Annotated in this window: 13 protein-coding genes and 4 tRNA genes; 4 read left to right on the forward strand and 13 right to left on the reverse strand. The window is 53.6% G+C overall.

The genetic code is table 11. From position 1 onward, the window contains the following. Positions 1 to 29: 29 nt before the first annotated feature. The 5 genes from ACIGG6_RS01360 to ACIGG6_RS01380 form a co-directional block, all read right to left on the reverse strand. A complete protein-coding gene (locus ACIGG6_RS01360; RefSeq protein ID WP_058577954.1) occupies positions 30 to 1,535 on the reverse strand; it encodes a fumarate hydratase in 1,506 nt (501 codons plus the stop codon). Between the two features lie 181 nt (positions 1,536 to 1,716). Continuing rightward, the gene (nei, locus tag ACIGG6_RS01365) at positions 1,717 to 2,541 is read right to left on the reverse strand and encodes an endonuclease VIII (protein WP_399841466.1); all 825 of its coding nucleotides are present in this window, start codon (positions 2,539 to 2,541) and stop codon (positions 1,717 to 1,719) included. A 3-nt stretch (positions 2,542 to 2,544) separates the two neighbouring features. Further along, the gene (gene uvrB / locus ACIGG6_RS01370; RefSeq protein WP_399841468.1) at positions 2,545 to 4,569 is read right to left on the reverse strand and encodes an excinuclease ABC subunit UvrB; all 2,025 of its coding nucleotides are present in this window, start codon (positions 4,567 to 4,569) and stop codon (positions 2,545 to 2,547) included. 25 nt (positions 4,570 to 4,594) lie between these two features. Further along, a complete protein-coding gene (locus ACIGG6_RS01375; RefSeq protein ID WP_044630086.1) occupies positions 4,595 to 5,002 on the reverse strand; it encodes an OsmC family protein in 408 nt (135 codons plus the stop codon). Then, positions 5,002 to 5,199, reverse strand: coding sequence for a hypothetical protein (locus ACIGG6_RS01380; RefSeq protein ID WP_044630087.1), 198 nt, complete (start codon positions 5,197 to 5,199; stop codon positions 5,002 to 5,004). The genes ACIGG6_RS01375 and ACIGG6_RS01380 overlap by 1 nt, the downstream gene beginning before the upstream one ends. 189 nt (positions 5,200 to 5,388) lie before the next feature. Between ACIGG6_RS01380 and ygfZ the strand changes: the two genes are divergently transcribed. Then, positions 5,389 to 6,339 carry a CAF17-like 4Fe-4S cluster assembly/insertion protein YgfZ gene (ygfZ, locus tag ACIGG6_RS01385; RefSeq protein ID WP_399841472.1) on the forward strand — a complete coding sequence of 317 codons (951 nt, stop codon included), beginning with the start codon at positions 5,389 to 5,391 and terminating at the stop codon, positions 6,337 to 6,339. 11 nt (positions 6,340 to 6,350) lie between these two features. Here the strand turns inward: ygfZ and ACIGG6_RS01390 are convergent, their stop codons facing one another. The 4 genes from ACIGG6_RS01390 to ACIGG6_RS01405 all read right to left on the reverse strand — a co-directional run bounded on the left by ACIGG6_RS01390 (position 6,351) and on the right by ACIGG6_RS01405 (position 10,482). Further along, positions 6,351 to 7,139, reverse strand: a complete 789-nt coding sequence (locus tag ACIGG6_RS01390; RefSeq protein WP_399841475.1) for a TatD family hydrolase — start codon at positions 7,137 to 7,139, stop codon at positions 6,351 to 6,353. A 19-nt stretch (positions 7,140 to 7,158) separates the two neighbouring features. Then, a complete protein-coding gene (locus tag ACIGG6_RS01395) occupies positions 7,159 to 8,748 on the reverse strand; it encodes a peptide chain release factor 3 (protein WP_058577958.1) in 1,590 nt (529 codons plus the stop codon). A gap of 180 nt (positions 8,749 to 8,928) precedes the next feature. Next, positions 8,929 to 9,096 (reverse strand): putative motility protein, encoded by a 168-nt coding sequence (locus ACIGG6_RS01400; protein WP_399841478.1) that lies wholly within the window; start codon positions 9,094 to 9,096, stop codon positions 8,929 to 8,931. 144 nt (positions 9,097 to 9,240) lie between these two features. Then, positions 9,241 to 10,482 carry an NAD(P)/FAD-dependent oxidoreductase gene (locus ACIGG6_RS01405; RefSeq protein ID WP_399841480.1) on the reverse strand — a complete coding sequence of 414 codons (1,242 nt, stop codon included), beginning with the start codon at positions 10,480 to 10,482 and terminating at the stop codon, positions 9,241 to 9,243. Positions 10,483 to 10,818: 336 nt separating this feature from the next. Here ACIGG6_RS01405 and amt point away from each other — a divergent pair, with 336 nt between their 5' ends. Continuing rightward, entirely contained in the window at positions 10,819 to 14,193 is a 3,375-nt protein-coding gene (gene amt / locus ACIGG6_RS01410; protein WP_399841483.1) for an ammonium transporter, read from the forward strand. Between the two features lie 118 nt (positions 14,194 to 14,311). On the opposite strand, the gene ACIGG6_RS01415 is transcribed toward amt, so the two are convergent. From ACIGG6_RS01415 to ACIGG6_RS01430, 4 genes are all read right to left on the reverse strand, one after another. Beyond that, a tRNA-His gene (locus ACIGG6_RS01415) sits at positions 14,312 to 14,386 on the reverse strand. Between the two features lie 33 nt (positions 14,387 to 14,419). Then, a tRNA-His gene (locus ACIGG6_RS01420) sits at positions 14,420 to 14,494 on the reverse strand. A gap of 62 nt (positions 14,495 to 14,556) precedes the next feature. Continuing rightward, positions 14,557 to 14,633: transfer RNA gene (locus ACIGG6_RS01425), tRNA-Arg, on the reverse strand. Positions 14,634 to 14,721: 88 nt separating this feature from the next. Further along, a tRNA-Pro gene (locus ACIGG6_RS01430) sits at positions 14,722 to 14,798 on the reverse strand. Positions 14,799 to 15,009: 211 nt separating this feature from the next. Between ACIGG6_RS01430 and folD the strand changes: the two genes are divergently transcribed. Continuing rightward, positions 15,010 to 15,870: a bifunctional methylenetetrahydrofolate dehydrogenase/methenyltetrahydrofolate cyclohydrolase FolD gene (gene folD / locus ACIGG6_RS01435; protein WP_399841485.1), complete on the forward strand. Its 861-nt coding sequence runs from the start codon at positions 15,010 to 15,012 to the stop codon at positions 15,868 to 15,870. Positions 15,871 to 15,923: 53 nt separating this feature from the next. Further along, a complete protein-coding gene (mtnN, locus tag ACIGG6_RS01440; protein ID WP_044630550.1) occupies positions 15,924 to 16,634 on the forward strand; it encodes a 5'-methylthioadenosine/S-adenosylhomocysteine nucleosidase in 711 nt (236 codons plus the stop codon). Positions 16,635 to 16,669 lie beyond the last annotated feature (35 nt).

A 16,669-nucleotide genomic window follows, 5' to 3' on the forward strand; every position in this document is an offset into this window, starting at 1 on the left:
TTAAGCAACGCCTATATCACCTCAGCGTATCATGCTTTTTCGGCAATAATTTCTTTCCATTTAGCCGGGCCTGTCTGGTGAACAGAGGTGCCTTGGCTATCTACCGCTACCGTGACCGGCATGTCTTCCACCTCAAATTCGTAGATGGCTTCCATTCCCAGGTCTTCAAAGCCCACCACGCGTGACTTTTTGATCGCTTGGGCAACCAGATAAGCAGAGCCACCCACCGCCATGAGATACACCGCTTGGTTGTCACGGATCGCTTCAATGGCAGCTTGGCCGCGCTCTGCTTTGCCGACCATACCCAGCAAACCAGTCTCTTCCAGCATCGTGCGAGTGAACTTATCCATGCGCGTGGCCGTGGTGGGGCCTGCAGGGCCAACCACTTCATTGCCGACCGGGTCGACTGGGCCAACGTAATAGATAAAGCGCCCTTTCATATCGACCGGAAGCGGCTCGCCTTTGGCGATCATATCCACCATGCGCTTGTGGGCGGCATCGCGGCCCGTCAGTAGTTTGCCGTTTAACAGCAGCGTATCACCGGGCTGCCAGGTTTTGACTTCTTCGGGCGTGACAGTGTCTAAATTGACACGCTTGACGTTATCGCCCGTTTCACGGGTAATCTCCGGCCAGTCTTCCAGCTTCGGAGCCGGCAAGGCTACAGGGCCAGAGCCATCCAGCGTGAAATGCGCATGCCGGGTAGCTGCACAGTTGGGAATGATCGCCACCGGCTTATTGGCAGCGTGGGTCGGATAATCTTTGACTTTGATATCCAGTACCGTGGTCAGGCCACCTAGGCCCTGGGCACCAATACCGCTTTTGTTCACCTTATCGAACAGCTCAAGGCGCAGCTCTTCGGCACGGTTGCTGGCACCGCGCGCCTGCAACTCCTGGATATCGATGGGATCAAGCAACGCTTCTTTGGCAATTTCCATCGCTTTTTCAGCGGTACCGCCAATACCAATGCCAAGCATACCCGGCGGGCACCAGCCAGCACCCATTTTGGGGAGCTGTTCCATCACCCAGTCGACCACGCTATCGGAGGGGTTGAGCATGGCAAACTTCGATTTCGCCTCGCTACCGCCGCCCTTCGCTGCCACATGAATATCGACCTTATCGCCCGGCACAATTTTGTGGTGAATGATGGCGGGCGTGTTGTCTTTAGTGTTCTGGCGCTTGCCATCCGGGTCGGCAAGAACCGAGGCGCGCAGTACGTTATCCGGCAGTTGGTAGGCGCGGCGCACGCCTTCATTGATCATGTCGTCGAGGCTTAGCTCGGCGTCCCATGTGACGTTCATACCCACGTGAACGAACACTGTCACGATGCCGGTATCCTGGCAAATTGGGCGGTGCCCTGTTGCGCACATGCGCGAGTTAATCAAAATCTGAGCGATGGCATCCTTTGCGGCGGGGTTCTCTTCACGCTCGTAAGCGGCGGCCATCGCATCGATGAAATCTTTCGGGTGGTAGTAAGAGATGTACTGCAGAGCATCGGCAACGCTTTGGATCACGTCGTCCTGGCGAATCACGGTCATGGATTAACAGCTCCTCGGTTATCGTCTTGGCTGCAGCCTTCGCGGCCGTCTAAGTGTGCGGGAAGTATACCGTATTGAGACTCACGCGGCAGCCAATGCACCGAGTAACCGCTTGCTGTTACGTAGCGCTTTGGTCTGACTGTTTGAACATAACCATCAAGATAACGGTATAAAATTTATCCTAAGGAGAAGGCTGGCATTGCGGGCAGGAGTATAGCCGCCGAGATCCGACCATCATACGCTCAATCACACTGCCGCAACGATGGCACGAGAGTCCGGCGCGCTCAAATACGCTGAACCGCCATTGGCGGCGAGGCTCGCCAGAGGCAATGGCTTGCTCAATCCAAGCTTCCTGATTGGTCACCCCCGCCGTTCGGTAAGCGGTTTGGGTAATCTCGACAATATGCGATGACAGCGTACTTAACTGATCGTCGGTAAGATCGCTAGGCCGCTGCTTAGGGTGCAGTTGGGAAAAGAATAGAATCTCCGAGCGCAAGTAGTTGCCTAAGCCTGCCACCAGCCCCTGATCCAAAAGCAGTGCCCCTAGGCTTCTACGCTTAAACTCAGGCATTAGTAGCCGCTGCTTCACATCACCTGAGCTGACCTGTTGGCTGAGCAAATCGGGGCCCAATCGAGCAAGAAAGGGGTGATGCGCCAGCGACGACTCTTCCCAAAGCGATATATCCGAGGCGCTGTACAAACTGGCGGCACGCCCTTCTGCCACTAGCCGAACACGCAAGGAGCGCGACGTGCTAGGCAGATTATCTTCTGCATGCAATTTCCACACGCCGTATAGCTGATTGTGAGAGTAAAGCACCCGCTTATCGGCAAACCGAATCAGCATGGCCTTGCCCCAGGTATCCACGGCCACCACTTTCACACCGATTAGCGAGCCTGCTTGGCTAGCGAGCTCTGGAAAGGCAAACCACACATCATCCAGCACTTTACCGCCAATCTGTTTTTCAATGCGATCCGCTGCGCGGCGAATCTCTGGACCTTCAGGCATCGCTTATCCTAGCGCCAGCTGCTTCTCTTTCATTTGATGGAGCTGGTCGCGCAACCGCGCCGCTTCTTCAAACTCGAGGTTTTGAGCCGCTTCAAACATGGCATCTTCAAGCTTACTAATGGCCGTGAGCAAGTCTTGCTTACTCATGGCAGTCACATCGTAACCACCTTTAGGCTCGGCCACCTTACGCTCATTGCCCTTACGCCGACTGCTCTTCTTACCTGGCGTCTGCGCGGCTTCTAGGATATCTGCAACCGAGCGGGTAACCGTCGTGGGGGTAATGCCGTGCTTCTCGTTATGCGCCATCTGTTTATGGCGCCGACGCTCGGTCTCATCAATCGCTGTCCGCATGGAATCCGTAATGCGGTCGCCATATAAAATCGCTTTACCATTGGCGTTACGCGCTGCACGACCAATGGTTTGAATTAACGAGCGTTCGGCGCGCAGGAAACCCTCTTTATCGGCATCCAGAATCGCCACCAAAGAGACTTCAGGAATATCCAACCCCTCCCGTAGCAAGTTGATGCCCACCAGCACGTCAAACTTGCCCAGGCGTAGGTCACGGATAATTTCCACCCGCTCGACCGTATCAATATCGGAATGTAAGTAGCGCACGCGAATACCATGCTCATCAAGGTAATCAGTCAGGTCTTCTGCCATGCGCTTGGTTAAAGTAGTAACGAGCACCCGCTCTCCTACCGCTGTTCGCAAACCGATCTCCGACAGCAGATCATCGACTTGCGTGCTGGCCGGGCGTACTTCAATTTGCGGATCCAGTAGCCCTGTTGGCCGAACGACTTGTTCGACGATCTGGCTTGCGTGCTCAGCTTCATAGTTGCCTGGTGTTGCGGATACGAAGATCGTTTGTGGCGATATAGCCTCCCACTCCTCAAACTTCATGGGGCGGTTATCCAACGCTGACGGCAGGCGGAAACCATACTCGACCAGTGTCTCTTTACGAGAACGGTCGCCTTTGTACATCCCGCCTACTTGGGGCACGCTCACGTGTGACTCATCGATAAACAAGAGCGCATCATCCGGCAGGTAATCAAAAAATGTGGGGGGCGGCTCGCCAGGGGCACGACCAGAGAGGTAGCGCGAGTAGTTTTCAATCCCGTTGCAGTATCCCAGCTCCAGCATCATCTCGATATCATAAAGCGTACGCTGCTCAAGCCGCTGTGCCTCTACTAAACGCTCGTGCTTACGCAGCCACTCCAAGCGCTCTTTGAGCTCTGCTTTGATGGAGTCGATGGCTTCTAGAATAGTCTCACGAGGCGTCACGTAGTGGGATTTTGGGTAAATCGTCATCCTTGGGACTTGCCCGCGCACATCGCCAGTGAGCGGGTCAAATAAACGGATAGAATCGATTTCGTCGTCGAAAAGCTCAACGCGCACCGCTTCCTCATCCGAATCCGCCGGGAAGATATCAATCACGTCGCCCCGCACGCGGTAAGTACCGCGACGGAAATCCATATCGTTGCGGGTGTACTGAAGCTCTGCCAAGCGACGTAGGAAGGCGCGTTGGTCAATCAGCTCACCACGAGTGAAGTGCAGCCGCATCTTCAGGTATTGGTCTGGATCACCCAAGCCGTAGATCGCCGATACGGATACCACGATTAGCGCATCACGGCGCTCCAGTAACGCTTTCGTAGCGGAAAGACGCATCTGCTCAATATGGTCATTGATTGAGGCATCCTTCTCAATAAACGTATCTGACGAGGGCACATAGGCCTCGGGCTGGTAGTAGTCGTAGTAGGAGACGAAGTACTCAACAGCGTTATCGGGGAAAAACGATTTAAATTCGCCGTACAGCTGTGCCGCCAGGGTTTTGTTCGGCGCCATCACGATGGTGGGTCGCTGAAGTTGTTGCACTACATTGGCCATGGTGAAGGTTTTACCTGAACCGGTGACCCCGAGCAGCGTTTGATGGGCAAGCCCGGATTCCAAACCACTGATCAACCCGCGTATGGCCGCAGGCTGGTCGCCCGCAGGCTGAAATTTTGACTGCAGACGAAATTCCTTGCTCATCGTTGCTCCTGTTGAGGAAGTAGGCCTACGCGGTATGGGTCGCTATCTCTATCGTTGCCTGGGTCATCAGGCGCTGAATCGGACAGCGGTGGCTAATGTCTTCCAGCTTTGCTCGCTGTTCTGGATCGCTGATGCCATGCAGTTCTAACGTCACATCCAGCTTATAAACGCCTTTGCGCTCTTCACTGTCGTCACGCTGAACCTTGACGGTGATGCCTTCCAGTGGCCACTGTTTGCGCTTGGCGTACATTTGGACCGTAATTGCCTTACAGGTTCCCAACGCGATATCGAAATAGTCGTGGGGGTCAGGGGCGCTATCATCGCCCCCCACCGCAGTGGGCACGTCGGCATAGAGATCTTCCATGCCACTTACCTCGATACGCTGACGAAAAACGCTATTTCGTTCGCTAATCACCACGATAGGCGGATGCATTACGATACCTTGATGCGAAGATTAAGTTTTTCAACCGCTTTAATTAGCGCTTCTCGCTTAGCACGACCTTCCACTTCCGCCCCATAGCGCCCCACTTCGGCGCTATCGACGCCGTCAAGCATCATCAGTGCGGTGGTGATTTTGTTAACTTGTTCGGCGGTAGTGACGCCTTGAAAGCTTAATGATTGAACTGCCATGCCGCGTCCTTTGCTGAATAATTGTCAACTCACATACAACGGGACTGTATACAGGAGATTACCTATGCAAACCTGATACAGGATAAAGAGTCTAGCATGCTCCCAAGGCCTTGCAATCTGCCTATCCTGCCCACACTTTTACAAGCACGCTTTACTGACACATCTCACTGACTACGCCCAGGAGTGACTATGGCCACCGCGAACACGCAGCCCCCCAGCGCCGTACGTTTGACCCAGTATGCCGCGCTCGATATTAAAGGGGCCGATGCGGAGAAATTCTTACAGGGCCAAACTAGCGCACAGGTGGGATTGGCGAATGGCACTTTCGCACCGCTCACCTGCTTCTGCACCCCTAAAGGGCGCATGTTGGCCAATGGGCAGTTATTGAGGCTCGGCAGCGACCATTTCCGCTTGGTACTAGATGCCTCTCTTGCGGACGGACTGCTCACCCATCTGAAAAAATTTGCCGCTTTCTATAAAGCAGAGCTTTCAGTGGTAGGCAGAGTCACGTTTGCAGGCGCCAGCGAGCCTGCAGATACGCTTGCCAATCAACTAGACATCACGCTGCCCGACCAACCTTATACCCACACTACCAGTTCAAAGGGAACGGCGTTGCGGATGCCAGGCAAACCCCGTTGGCTGTTGATGTTTGAAGAGGATGCCAGCGACCTCGTCAACAGTGATGATGCATTACACAACGAGTGGCAGCTTGCAGATATTCGCAGCGGTCTTGCTTGGCTTACCGCTAAACAGCAGGATCACTTTCTCCCCCAAATGCTGAACTGGGAAGCATTAGGCGGCATTAGCTTTAAAAAAGGGTGCTATACAGGTCAAGAAGTCGTCGCCCGCGCTCACTTTCGTGGCCAGGTGAAAAAACGCTTAGTTCACGCCAGTGTTAATGCGGCCACCCTTCCTGAGATTGGCGAGTCACTGCTTGATGACAACGGTAAGACGTTGGGAGAAGTGGTCAGCAGCGCATTTAGCGGCGAGCAGCAGGTAGAATTGCTAGCGGTGATGAACACCAAGGTCATGGAAGATAATTTAGCAGTTTATTGGCAACAGCAGCCTATCACGCTGTATGAGATGCCCTACCCCATTGAGCGCTTGGACCCGGAGCAGATCGCGGCTCAACTTGCTTGAGGTCACGATTTTCACTCATCGTTAGTTAACTTAAATACTCGTGCGGCGTTGTCACTGCTCAGCGCTGCTACGGTATCAAAAGATTGCCGACGTAACCTCGCCACCTCCTGAGCCACCAGCATTACCCGAGAAGGCTCATTCCGCTGGCCCTGATAACCGCTTAACGGCATATCGGGGCTGTCAGTTTCCAGCACAAAACCATCATCGGGTAGCTTTGCCACCACGCGGCGTAACTTTTGAGCGCGCTCATAGGTCACCGCGCCGCCCAGCCCCAGCACATAACCAAGATCCAAAAACTTGACGGCCTGCTCGTAAGAACCGGAAAAGGCGTGAACGAGCCCGGCGCCTGGCAGCGCTTGCTGACGAAGCCGCTTGCTGACCGTATCATTTGCCTTAACGCAGTGCACCACCACGGGCATCTTACAGCGTTTAGCGATGTTTAACTGCTTATCGAAGTAGTGCCATTGCTCATTCAGGCTATCCGTAAAGCGCCCATCAATACCGCATTCGCCAATGGCGACTGGCCGGGCTGGGTAAGTGCCAGCAAGCTGCTGAAGTATGAGGGTTTCGAGCGCTTTCAAATCATCTGGCTGGTGCTGCTCAATGAAGTACGGGTGAAGCCCTAGGCAGATGCTGACATCGTCACGCTCACCCAGCGCCAATACGTTTTGCCAACGCGCACGCACCGTGGCAGGTACAATAAAACGGCAAACGCCCACTGCCTGGGCGGCGGCGATCACGGCATCACGATCCGTATCGAACTCCGCAACATCCAAATGGCAGTGGGCGTCTATCAGCATATTGCTCTCTTTAAGACGTTTAATGCTCGCGGGTAGGCTGGAAGCGAATATCCGGCCAGCGCTCCTGGGTCATTTGCAGGTTAACCCGCGTAGGCGCGATATAGGTCAGGTAACCGCCGCCATCAATGGCGAGGTTGGTACTGGCCTTGCGCTTAAACTCTTCAAGCATTTTGGCATCGTTGCAATACACCCAGCGGGCGGTTTGCACGTTAACGCCTTCATAAATGCAGTCGACCTTATACTCTTCCTTCAAGCGGTGAGCGACAACGTCAAACTGCAGCGTACCAACCGCCCCTAGGATCAGGTCGTTGTTATCCATCGGCATAAAGACCTGAGTTGCGCCTTCTTCCGACAGCTGCTGCAGGCCTTTCTGTAGCGCTTTCATCTTGAGCGGATCTTTCAGGCGCACGCGCTTGAAAAGTTCAGGCGCAAAGTGAGGAATGCCGGTAAAGCGCATATCTTCACCCACGGTGAACGTATCACCAATTTGAATAGTGCCGTGGTTATGCAGGCCAATAATATCGCCCGGCCATGCCTCTTCCACTTGGGAGCGGTCTGAGGCCATAAAGGTCAGGGCGTCAGCGATTTTGACGTCTTTACCGATGCGCACATGGCGCATTTTCATGTTCTTTTCGTACTTGCCGGAGCACACCCGTAGGAAGGCGATACGGTCCCGGTGATTCGGGTCCATATTGGCCTGAATTTTAAATACGAATCCAGTGAAGCGATCATCATGGGCGGTCACTTCGCGCGTATCAGTTTCGCGGGGCTGCGGAGCCGGCGCGTGCTCGACAAAGCCGTCTAGCATCTCACGCACACCGAAGTTACCCATAGCGGTACCAAAATAGACCGGCGTTAGCTCACCACGACGGTAGGCTTCCAAGTCAAACTCATGGGAAGCACCTCGCACTAAGTCTACTTCCATACGCAGCTCTTCCGCCTGCTCTTCACCTAGCACGGCGTCAACTTCTGGGTTATCTAGCCCCTCAATACGCTTGTCATCAGGAATGCGACTGCCCTGACCTTGGGTATAGAGATGAATAACATCATTATAGAGGTGGTAAACCCCTTTAAAGTGACGCCCCATGCCAATGGGCCATGTCATGGGCGCACATTGGATGTTCAATACCGTTTCTACTTCGTCCATCACTTCAATAGGATCGCGGATATCGCGGTCCATTTTGTTGATAAACGTGAGGATAGGCGTAGTGCGCAGACGACACACTTCCATCAGCTTGATGGTGCGATCCTCGACGCCTTTCGCGCCGTCGATGACCATTAGCGCTGAGTCCACCGCCGTCAGCGTGCGGTAGGTGTCTTCAGAGAAGTCTTCATGCCCCGGCGTATCCAGTAGGTTGACGATACGCCCACCATAGGGGAACTGCATCACCGACGTGGTCACCGAGATGCCGCGCTCTTGCTCCATCTTCATCCAGTCAGACGTAGCATGACGATCATTGCGTTTACTTTTCACAGAACCCGCTAGCTGAATCGCATTCCCGAACAGCAGCATCTTTTCTGTAATAGTGGTTTTACCGGCATCAGGGTGCGAAATAATCGCAAAGGTACGGCGTAGCTCAGCTTCGCGCGCTAATTGGGCGTCAGACATGGAGTTCTCTAAGATGGTACAACGTGATGACTTAAAACGTAGCGCCAAACCTTCGGCGTTGTGTGTGCCTATGGTAACGCAACTCGCCTTCAACGGCATACCACCACGTGCAGAGAGCTTTTTCTGTAGATATAAAAAAACGCCGACAGGGTCGGCGTTTGAGTGCTTTTACCACAAGAATTAGGCGTAAGTGTTTACCTGAGTACCCACACTGCCTTCTTGCGACAAATTTGGCTGAGCACCAGCATCTGAAGAAGCCAGCACCTCGGTGATTTGCTCAGCCTGCATATCAAGAGCTTGTCGGAACATTTGCATTTGCGCCTGTTCAGCGGTTTGCGCTTGATTCATATATAGCGCTGTACTAACTGCATTGCTCGCAGCTACATCCATACTGCACCTCAATCTATTGAGTGACTTATTCAGCGTAGCAAACCCAACCTGACTAAGCCACATTTGTCACTTTCCATTATGTAACAGGGTGAGGCGCTCCGTTTAAAATCGATCTGCTCGAAAGGGGGTCATGTCGATTGCTGTTGGCTTTTCTTCCATCATATCAACCAACAGCTGGCCAGTAGCGGGACCTAGGGTAAAGCCCTGATGGCCATGCCCGAAGGCTAACCATAGACCCGCATGGCGCGGCGCTGGGCCAATGACTGGCTTCATATCTGGCAAGCAAGGCCGTGCGCCTTTCCACGCCGCGCTATCTTTTCGCTCACCTAGCGGGAAAATTGTCCGCGCCACTTTTTCGGCAGCGCCCAGCTGCTCTTCATCCGCGGGAGATTCAAGGCGGTCTAGCTCTGCCCCCGTCGTCAGCCGCACACCTGCATTCATCGGTGCCAGCAAATAACCGATCTCGGCGTCCATCAACCAGTAGTTTAATTTGGCCATTGGCTGTGTCGCGTAGTGCATGTGGTAGCCACGTTTCACAAACGTGGGGAAGTGGTAACCCAGCGGCTTCATCCATTGGCCAGCCCAGGGGCCAAGGGCCATGACAACTTGATCAGCCTCAAACGACTCCGCACTGGTCGTCACTTTCCAGTGATCATTTTGCTGAGTGACACCAGTGATGTCCGCTTGTACCAGTTGTCCGCCCATCGCTTCAAAAGACGCCGCATAGGCAGCCACCAAGCCACCCGGGTCAGCGACTGTCCAGGGGTCTAGCCAGTGAATAGCACCGATGATTTTATTGCCTAGCTGCGGCTCCTTCTCATTCAGCGCTTCTCGATCAAGAACGGTGAACTGTACGCCGTAAAGCTCGCGGGCTTCTTCAGCCTCTTTAACTCGCTTAGCGAGCTTTTCCGGCGTGCGATAGATTTCAAGCCACCCTTCCTTACGCACTAGATGCTCAGCACCAGCGGCCTCAATCATCGGCGCGTGGGCGTCCAAACAGAGCTGAATTAACGAGGCGTACTCAGGCACGATTTTTTTGTAGAGCCGTGACGAAGAGTGGTGCCAGTAACTCAGCAGTGGCGAGGCCGCATTGACCATACCGGCAGGCCGGTAACGGATATCGACCCGACGGTTTGGAAGCACACTCAATATCGTTTTCATATCACGGGGAAACGGATAAGGCCTAACTGCTTCACGCTGGATAATGCCCGCGTTTCCAAACGAGGTTTCGCGTCCAGGCTGGCGGCGATCCACCAGCGTTACTTGATAGCCACGCTTTTGCAGCTGCCAAGCAATACTGACACCCACCATGCCTGCTCCTAAAACCACCGTTTGACGCGCCATTATGATGCACTCCTCTCGCTCTATTGTTTGCCCAACCATATGCTGTTAATCACACAAGTAACATATTGAAAAATATCACCAATCAAACAGCTTTTGCACAGTTATAAACACTATTTTTAGACATTTTTTTAGTCTTTTATGACGCAAAAAGCTTAATTAAGGATGACTTTGCTAAGCACGGCATAACATTTGCTTAATCTCAGTTAACACTGCGTTTAACACCCCAGAAACCTTCCGCGACAGAAGCCACAGCGCGGCATTAATAGAAGACATCTTTCCTAACAATGCACCATGTCAGTGTTCACCTTGCACCAGATCAGCACAAGGATCACGCCAATGACCGACAGCTTTGATACAACACTCATCGATATGCTTTGGGTACTGTGGGCAGCTGCGCTGGTTTTCGTCATGCAGGCTGGTTTTCTTTGCCTGGAAGCGGGCACCACACGAACAAAAAGTGCCATTAACGTCGCTATGAAAAATCTAGCGGATTTTGCCATTGCCGTCAGTGTCTTTTGGCTGGTCGGTTTTGGGGTGATGTTTGGAACTTCCCAATCAGGCTGGATGGGTAGCTCACTGTTTGGATGGGAACTGGAGTCGACCGACACCTGGCTTGTCACTGTATTTATTTTTCAAGCCATGTTTTGCGCAACGGCAGCTACCATCGTGGCTGGCGCAGTCGCCGAGCGGATGCCGTTCCTTGGCTATTTATGGACGGCCTTCTGGATTGCACTACTGATTTACCCGGTATTTGGCCACTGGGCATGGGGCGGCCTGCTGGGCGGAACGCCAGGCTGGCTAGCGGCGCTGGGGTTTATTGATTTTGCCGGGGCCACCGTGGTGCATAGCGTAGGCGGCTGGGTCGCGTTAGCCGCTGTGCTGGTGATAGGCCCTCGTGAGGGGCGCTTTCAAGTAGACAAGCCCCCTACTGCGTTTCCTGCTGGAAATTTACCGCTTGCCATGCTGGGTGCCCTTTTTATGGTACTGGGCTGGTTCGGCTTTAATGGTGGTAGCACGCTGGCATTGAATAGCTCGGTGCCTGGCATTATCGCGAATACCATGTTGGGCGCCGTAGGCGGCATCTTATCCGCCATGCTGGTTGGTTGGCGGGTGCGCCGCTATGCGGATGTGATGTACGCCATTAACGGCGCAATTGCAGGTTTGGTCGCCGTCACCGCTGGCGCTCATGCGCTTTCCTTACCAGCCGCCTTTTTAATGGGAGGCGTTAGCGGAGTACTCATGGTGCTGGCAAGCGAATGGCTATTAAAACGGCGCATTGATGATGCGGTGGGAGCCATCCCCGCACACTTAGTGACAGGCCTATGGGGCACCCTGGCCCTACCCTGGCTGGCAGATCTAAATAAATTAGGTACCTCGCTTAGCCGGTTTGATCAATTTACGGTGCAACTACTGGGCGTGGTGGTGTGCGGCCTATGGAGTTTTGGGACTGCTTGGCTGCTATTTCGTATCACGAGGCGTTTTTTACCCCTTCGCGTCTCCAAAGATGCGGAAAAAATGGGGCTTAACCTAGCAGAACACGGGGCTCAAAATGAGCTTCATCAGCTTCTGGAGCATATGCGCCAGCACGAAAAACAGGGAGATATGCGCCAACGCATTGATGCCGACCCATTTACCGAGGTCGGGGAAATTGCAGCAAGCTACAACCGCGTATCTGCGGCGCTTGAACGCGCGGTAGGCCACACCCGAGTGATGTTACGCAATCTTCGCGACGGTGTGATTACCTGGCAAGCCGACGGAACGCTGACCGGCCTAAACCCAGGAGCGGAAGCCCTCTTTGGTGTTAATGCGGAGCAGTTGATTGGCCAGCCTGTCAGCACGCTACTGCCTAATAAACCGCTTGCGCCTGGGGCGCTGCATGAAATCAAACTGCGTACGGATGATCAGCAGGTGCGCTACCTAGAAATTCAGGTAAGCGAAGGAGCCGCTGGTTCAGTCTCAGAGTGTTCGGGAATGGTGCGCGATATTACCGAGCGCAAACAGCTTCAAGAGCAACTGAACCGTGAGCGCGACCTCGCCCGTACCACGCTGGCTTCCATTGGCGACGGCGTTATTACCTGCGACGCCAGCGGCAATATCACGTTTATGAACGCGGAAGCCGAACGATTAACCGGTTGGCCGCTTCAAGAAGTCACCAATAAGCCTATCCAGACGGTTTATCAACTACGTGACGAGCTAAGCGATGAACCGATCAACAATCCTGCCCGCCAAGTGCTCACCCAGCACCGAGCGGTTCATTACAGCGAGCACTGCCAGCTTGTTCATCGCACCAGCAAACGCTATCCCATTCAGCATAGCGCCGCCCCTATCCGTTCCCGCGGTGGCATCACGCTGGGCGCCGTTGTGGTGTTTCAAGACGTGAGTCTGACGCGCAAGCTATCAGAGCAGCTTAACTACCAAGCCACCCATGACAACCTTACCGGACTCCTGAACAGGCGCGCGTTCGAGACGCTGCTCACTAAATTGCTTGCCCAAACGGAGCATCATCATGTGCTCTGCTATCTAGACTTAGATCAGTTCAAAATCGTTAACGATACCTGTGGTCATTTAGCAGGAGATGAACTGCTTCGCCAAGTTTCCATGAAGCTCAAAGCCCATGTGCGCACTAGTGATACGGTTGCCCGCCTGGGGGGCGATGAGTTTGCCCTGGTGCTACCTGACTGCCCACTAGAAAAGGCCAAGATTATTTGTGAGGCCGTACGCCGAGACATTGATCACTTTCGCTTTGCTTGGCAGGGGCACACGTTTGGTATTGGCGTCAGTATTGGCTTGGTAGCGATCGACAAGGAACATCCCAGACGCTTATCTGACACACTACACGCAGCCGATGCAGCGTGCTATACCGCCAAAGAGGCTGGTCGCAACCGCATTCACTGCTATCAACCTAACGACCACCTGCTGCTAGAACGTCACGGCGAACTGCAGTGGGTTCAGCGGCTACAAAATGCCCTAGATAACGACGCCTTTCGACTTTACGCGCAACCGATTAGCGCCGTATGCGGCAACGGGCCGGGCTATCGGGAAATTTTACTGCGTTTGGAGGAGAACGGCATACTCATTACACCCGGCAGTTTTCTACCCGCCGCCGAACGCTATCACTTTATGGTCAGAATTGATCGCTGGGTGGTTCGCAACACGTTGGCGTGGTTGGGTGACCGTTATCGCTGCGCGGAGAACCATACCATAGGCCACTGGGGTATTAATTTATCTGGGGATTCGCTATCAGACAGCGATTTTTGTCAGGAGTTGGTACAGCAGGTACGTCGCGCCGGGTTACCTGAAGGCACCTTATGTTTTGAAATTACTGAAAGTGCAGCCATTGCGCAGCTTTCAAAGGTGAGCGAACTGATTCAAGCGCTGAAAGCACTCGGCTGCCGATTCGCGCTGGACGACTTTGGCACCGGACTCTCCTCTTTCAGCTACTTAAAACAGCTATCAGTCGACTATTTGAAGATTGATGGCAATTTTATCCGCAATATCCACCACGATCCGATTGATAGCGCCATGGTAGAGGCGATTCACGCCGTTGGCAAAGCGCTCAATATCGATACAGTTGCCGAATACGTAGAGAATCAAGCAACGCTGGATAAGCTGCGTTCATTAGGAATTGACTATGCGCAGGGGTATTTGCTGGGCAAACCGGAGCCCATTACCGCTACAGCAGGTAACCAGATTAAAGTGATGCCGCGATAGAGGGGTATAAAACAGACAAGGGCTAAAAAAGCCAAAAAGAAATGCTTATTTAACTAGCAGAGACGCTGGAGAGCTTTGTAAAAGAAGAGGAGATATAAGAGAGTAAATTACAGGTTAATGGGGTGGATGATGGGGATCGAACCCACGACCACCGGAGCCACAATCCGGGGCTCTACCACTGAGCTACATCCACCACAACCTGAAACTTTTAATGCTGCCTTGTCAATGGGGTGGATGATGGGGATCGAACCCACGACCACCGGAGCCACAATCCGGGGCTCTACCACTGAGCTACATCCACCACTGACAAAAAGCAAACTTGAGAATACCCAACTGGAGAACAAACACTGAAAAGTATTTGATTGGCACGCCCAGCAGGACTCGAACCCGCAACCTACGGCTTAGAAGGCCGTTGCTCTATCCGGTTGAGCTATGGGCGCACATAGTGTATCCAGAGTGAATACTGATGAGCACTTGACCACAACCAAAGTTTGGAGAAGCAGATTAACACCTTCCGTGCTAGGTACGTGGTCGGGATGGAGGGATTCGAACCCCCGACATCCTGCTCCCAAAGCAGGCGCGCTACCAGACTGCGCTACATCCCGATTTCTTACCTTAGACGTTGCTGCGTGTCCCGTCTCAAGCGAGGCATATATTACTATTTCTAATTTTAAAGTCAACACTTAAAGTGATTGATTCGATAGGCGCTTTGCCTTGCCGCCCTACCATGCGAAAATTGCCCCCCTTAAAAGCGCGTTCTGCCACCAGCGCTTGTCAGTTTGCTTTGCTTTTCAACCTTCATAGGGATCTCATTACATGACCGCCCAACTCATCGATGGTAAAGCCATCGCCGCTAATGTCCGTCAACGCGTTGCCGAGAAAATTACCGCACGTCAGCAAGCTGGCGCTCGTGCACCCGGACTAGCCGTTGTTGTGGTCGGCGAAGATCCAGCCTCTCATGTGTACGTAAGCAATAAACATCGCGCATGTGAGCAGGCTGGCATTCTCTCTTTTCAACATGCCCTGCCAGCGGACACCACCCAGGAAGCGTTAGAGACACTGGTCGATGAGTTGAATAACGACGCAACTGTGGATGGCATTCTGGTTCAGCTCCCTCTGCCCGCCCACCTCGACGCTCGGCCAATTCTGGAACGCATCCGCCCTGACAAAGATGTCGATGGTTTTCACCCTTATAACCTTGGCCGCCTGGCCCAGCGCTTACCTTCACTACGCCCCTGTACGCCAAAAGGCATTATGACCATGCTGGCGCAAAGCGGTATCGCGGTACGCGGCATGGACGCCACCATTGTGGGAGCTTCTAACATCGTTGGACGCCCGATGGCACTTGAGCTAATGCTGGCAGGCTGCACCACTACGGTATGCCACCGTTTCACCCAGGATTTAGCCGGCCATGTCAGCCGTGCAGATTTAGTCGTTGTTGCCGTTGGCAAGCCCGGCATTGTGAAGGGCGAATGGATCAAACCAGGCGCCGTGGTGATTGATGTCGGCATTAACCGTCAAGATGACGGTACCCTCGTCGGTGACGTCGACTTTACTGCGGCTGCAGAGCGCGCCAGCTATATCACTCCCGTACCGGGTGGCGTTGGTCCCATGACTGTTGCCACGTTGCTGGAAAACACTCTTGAAGCCGCCGAACGACACGATCAGCAGCATTAAGCACTGAGCGTTTCAACAATTAAACCTCACGAATTACGACGGAGAATGCGACGGTGCAACGGATTGGAATTATTGGCGCAATGGCGCAGGAAGTGAATATTTTAGCGGGGCAGCTTGATAACGCCGAGCGCTACGAGCACGCCGGATTTGTATTTCATACCGGTACGCGCCACGGCTTGGAAGTAATCATTCTGCAATCGGGTATTGGAAAAGTGAACGCGGCGGTTGGCACGGCGATTTTATTAGAGCGCCATCAGCCGGATGCGATCATCAATACTGGCTCAGCTGGCGGGTTTGCCACCGACTTAGCCATTGGCGACGTTATCATTTCCGATGAAGTTCGCCACCACGATGTCGATGCAGTGGTATTTGGCTATGAGCTAGGCCAAGTACCAGGCATGCCGGCTGCCTATCATGCGGATAGCCGCTTGCGCGACATCGCTCGCGGCGCGATTGCAGCACTTGGCGAGGTAAACGTACGCGAAGGGATGATTGCCACTGGCGATGCTTTTATGGCCGACCCCGAGCGGGTAGCCACCACACGCGCCCAATTTCCCACCATGCTGGCAGTGGAAATGGAGGGCGCTGCGATTGCCCAAACGTGCTATCTCTATGACTGCCCGTTTGTCGTCATTCGCGCCCTCTCTGACATCCCTGGCAGTGGCGACAACCACCTCTCTTTCGAGCAGTTCCTCGATATTGCCGCCGACCACTCATCGCGTATGGTGGATCAGATGCTCATCGCCCTGGGCGAAACTAAGTAAGTATCATCGACTAACTGCACTAACGAAAACGGAGC

Origin of the sequence: Vreelandella lionensis (assembly GCF_044543515.1) — a bacterium.
In the GTDB taxonomy this organism is placed as follows: domain Bacteria; phylum Pseudomonadota; class Gammaproteobacteria; order Pseudomonadales; family Halomonadaceae; genus Vreelandella; species Vreelandella lionensis.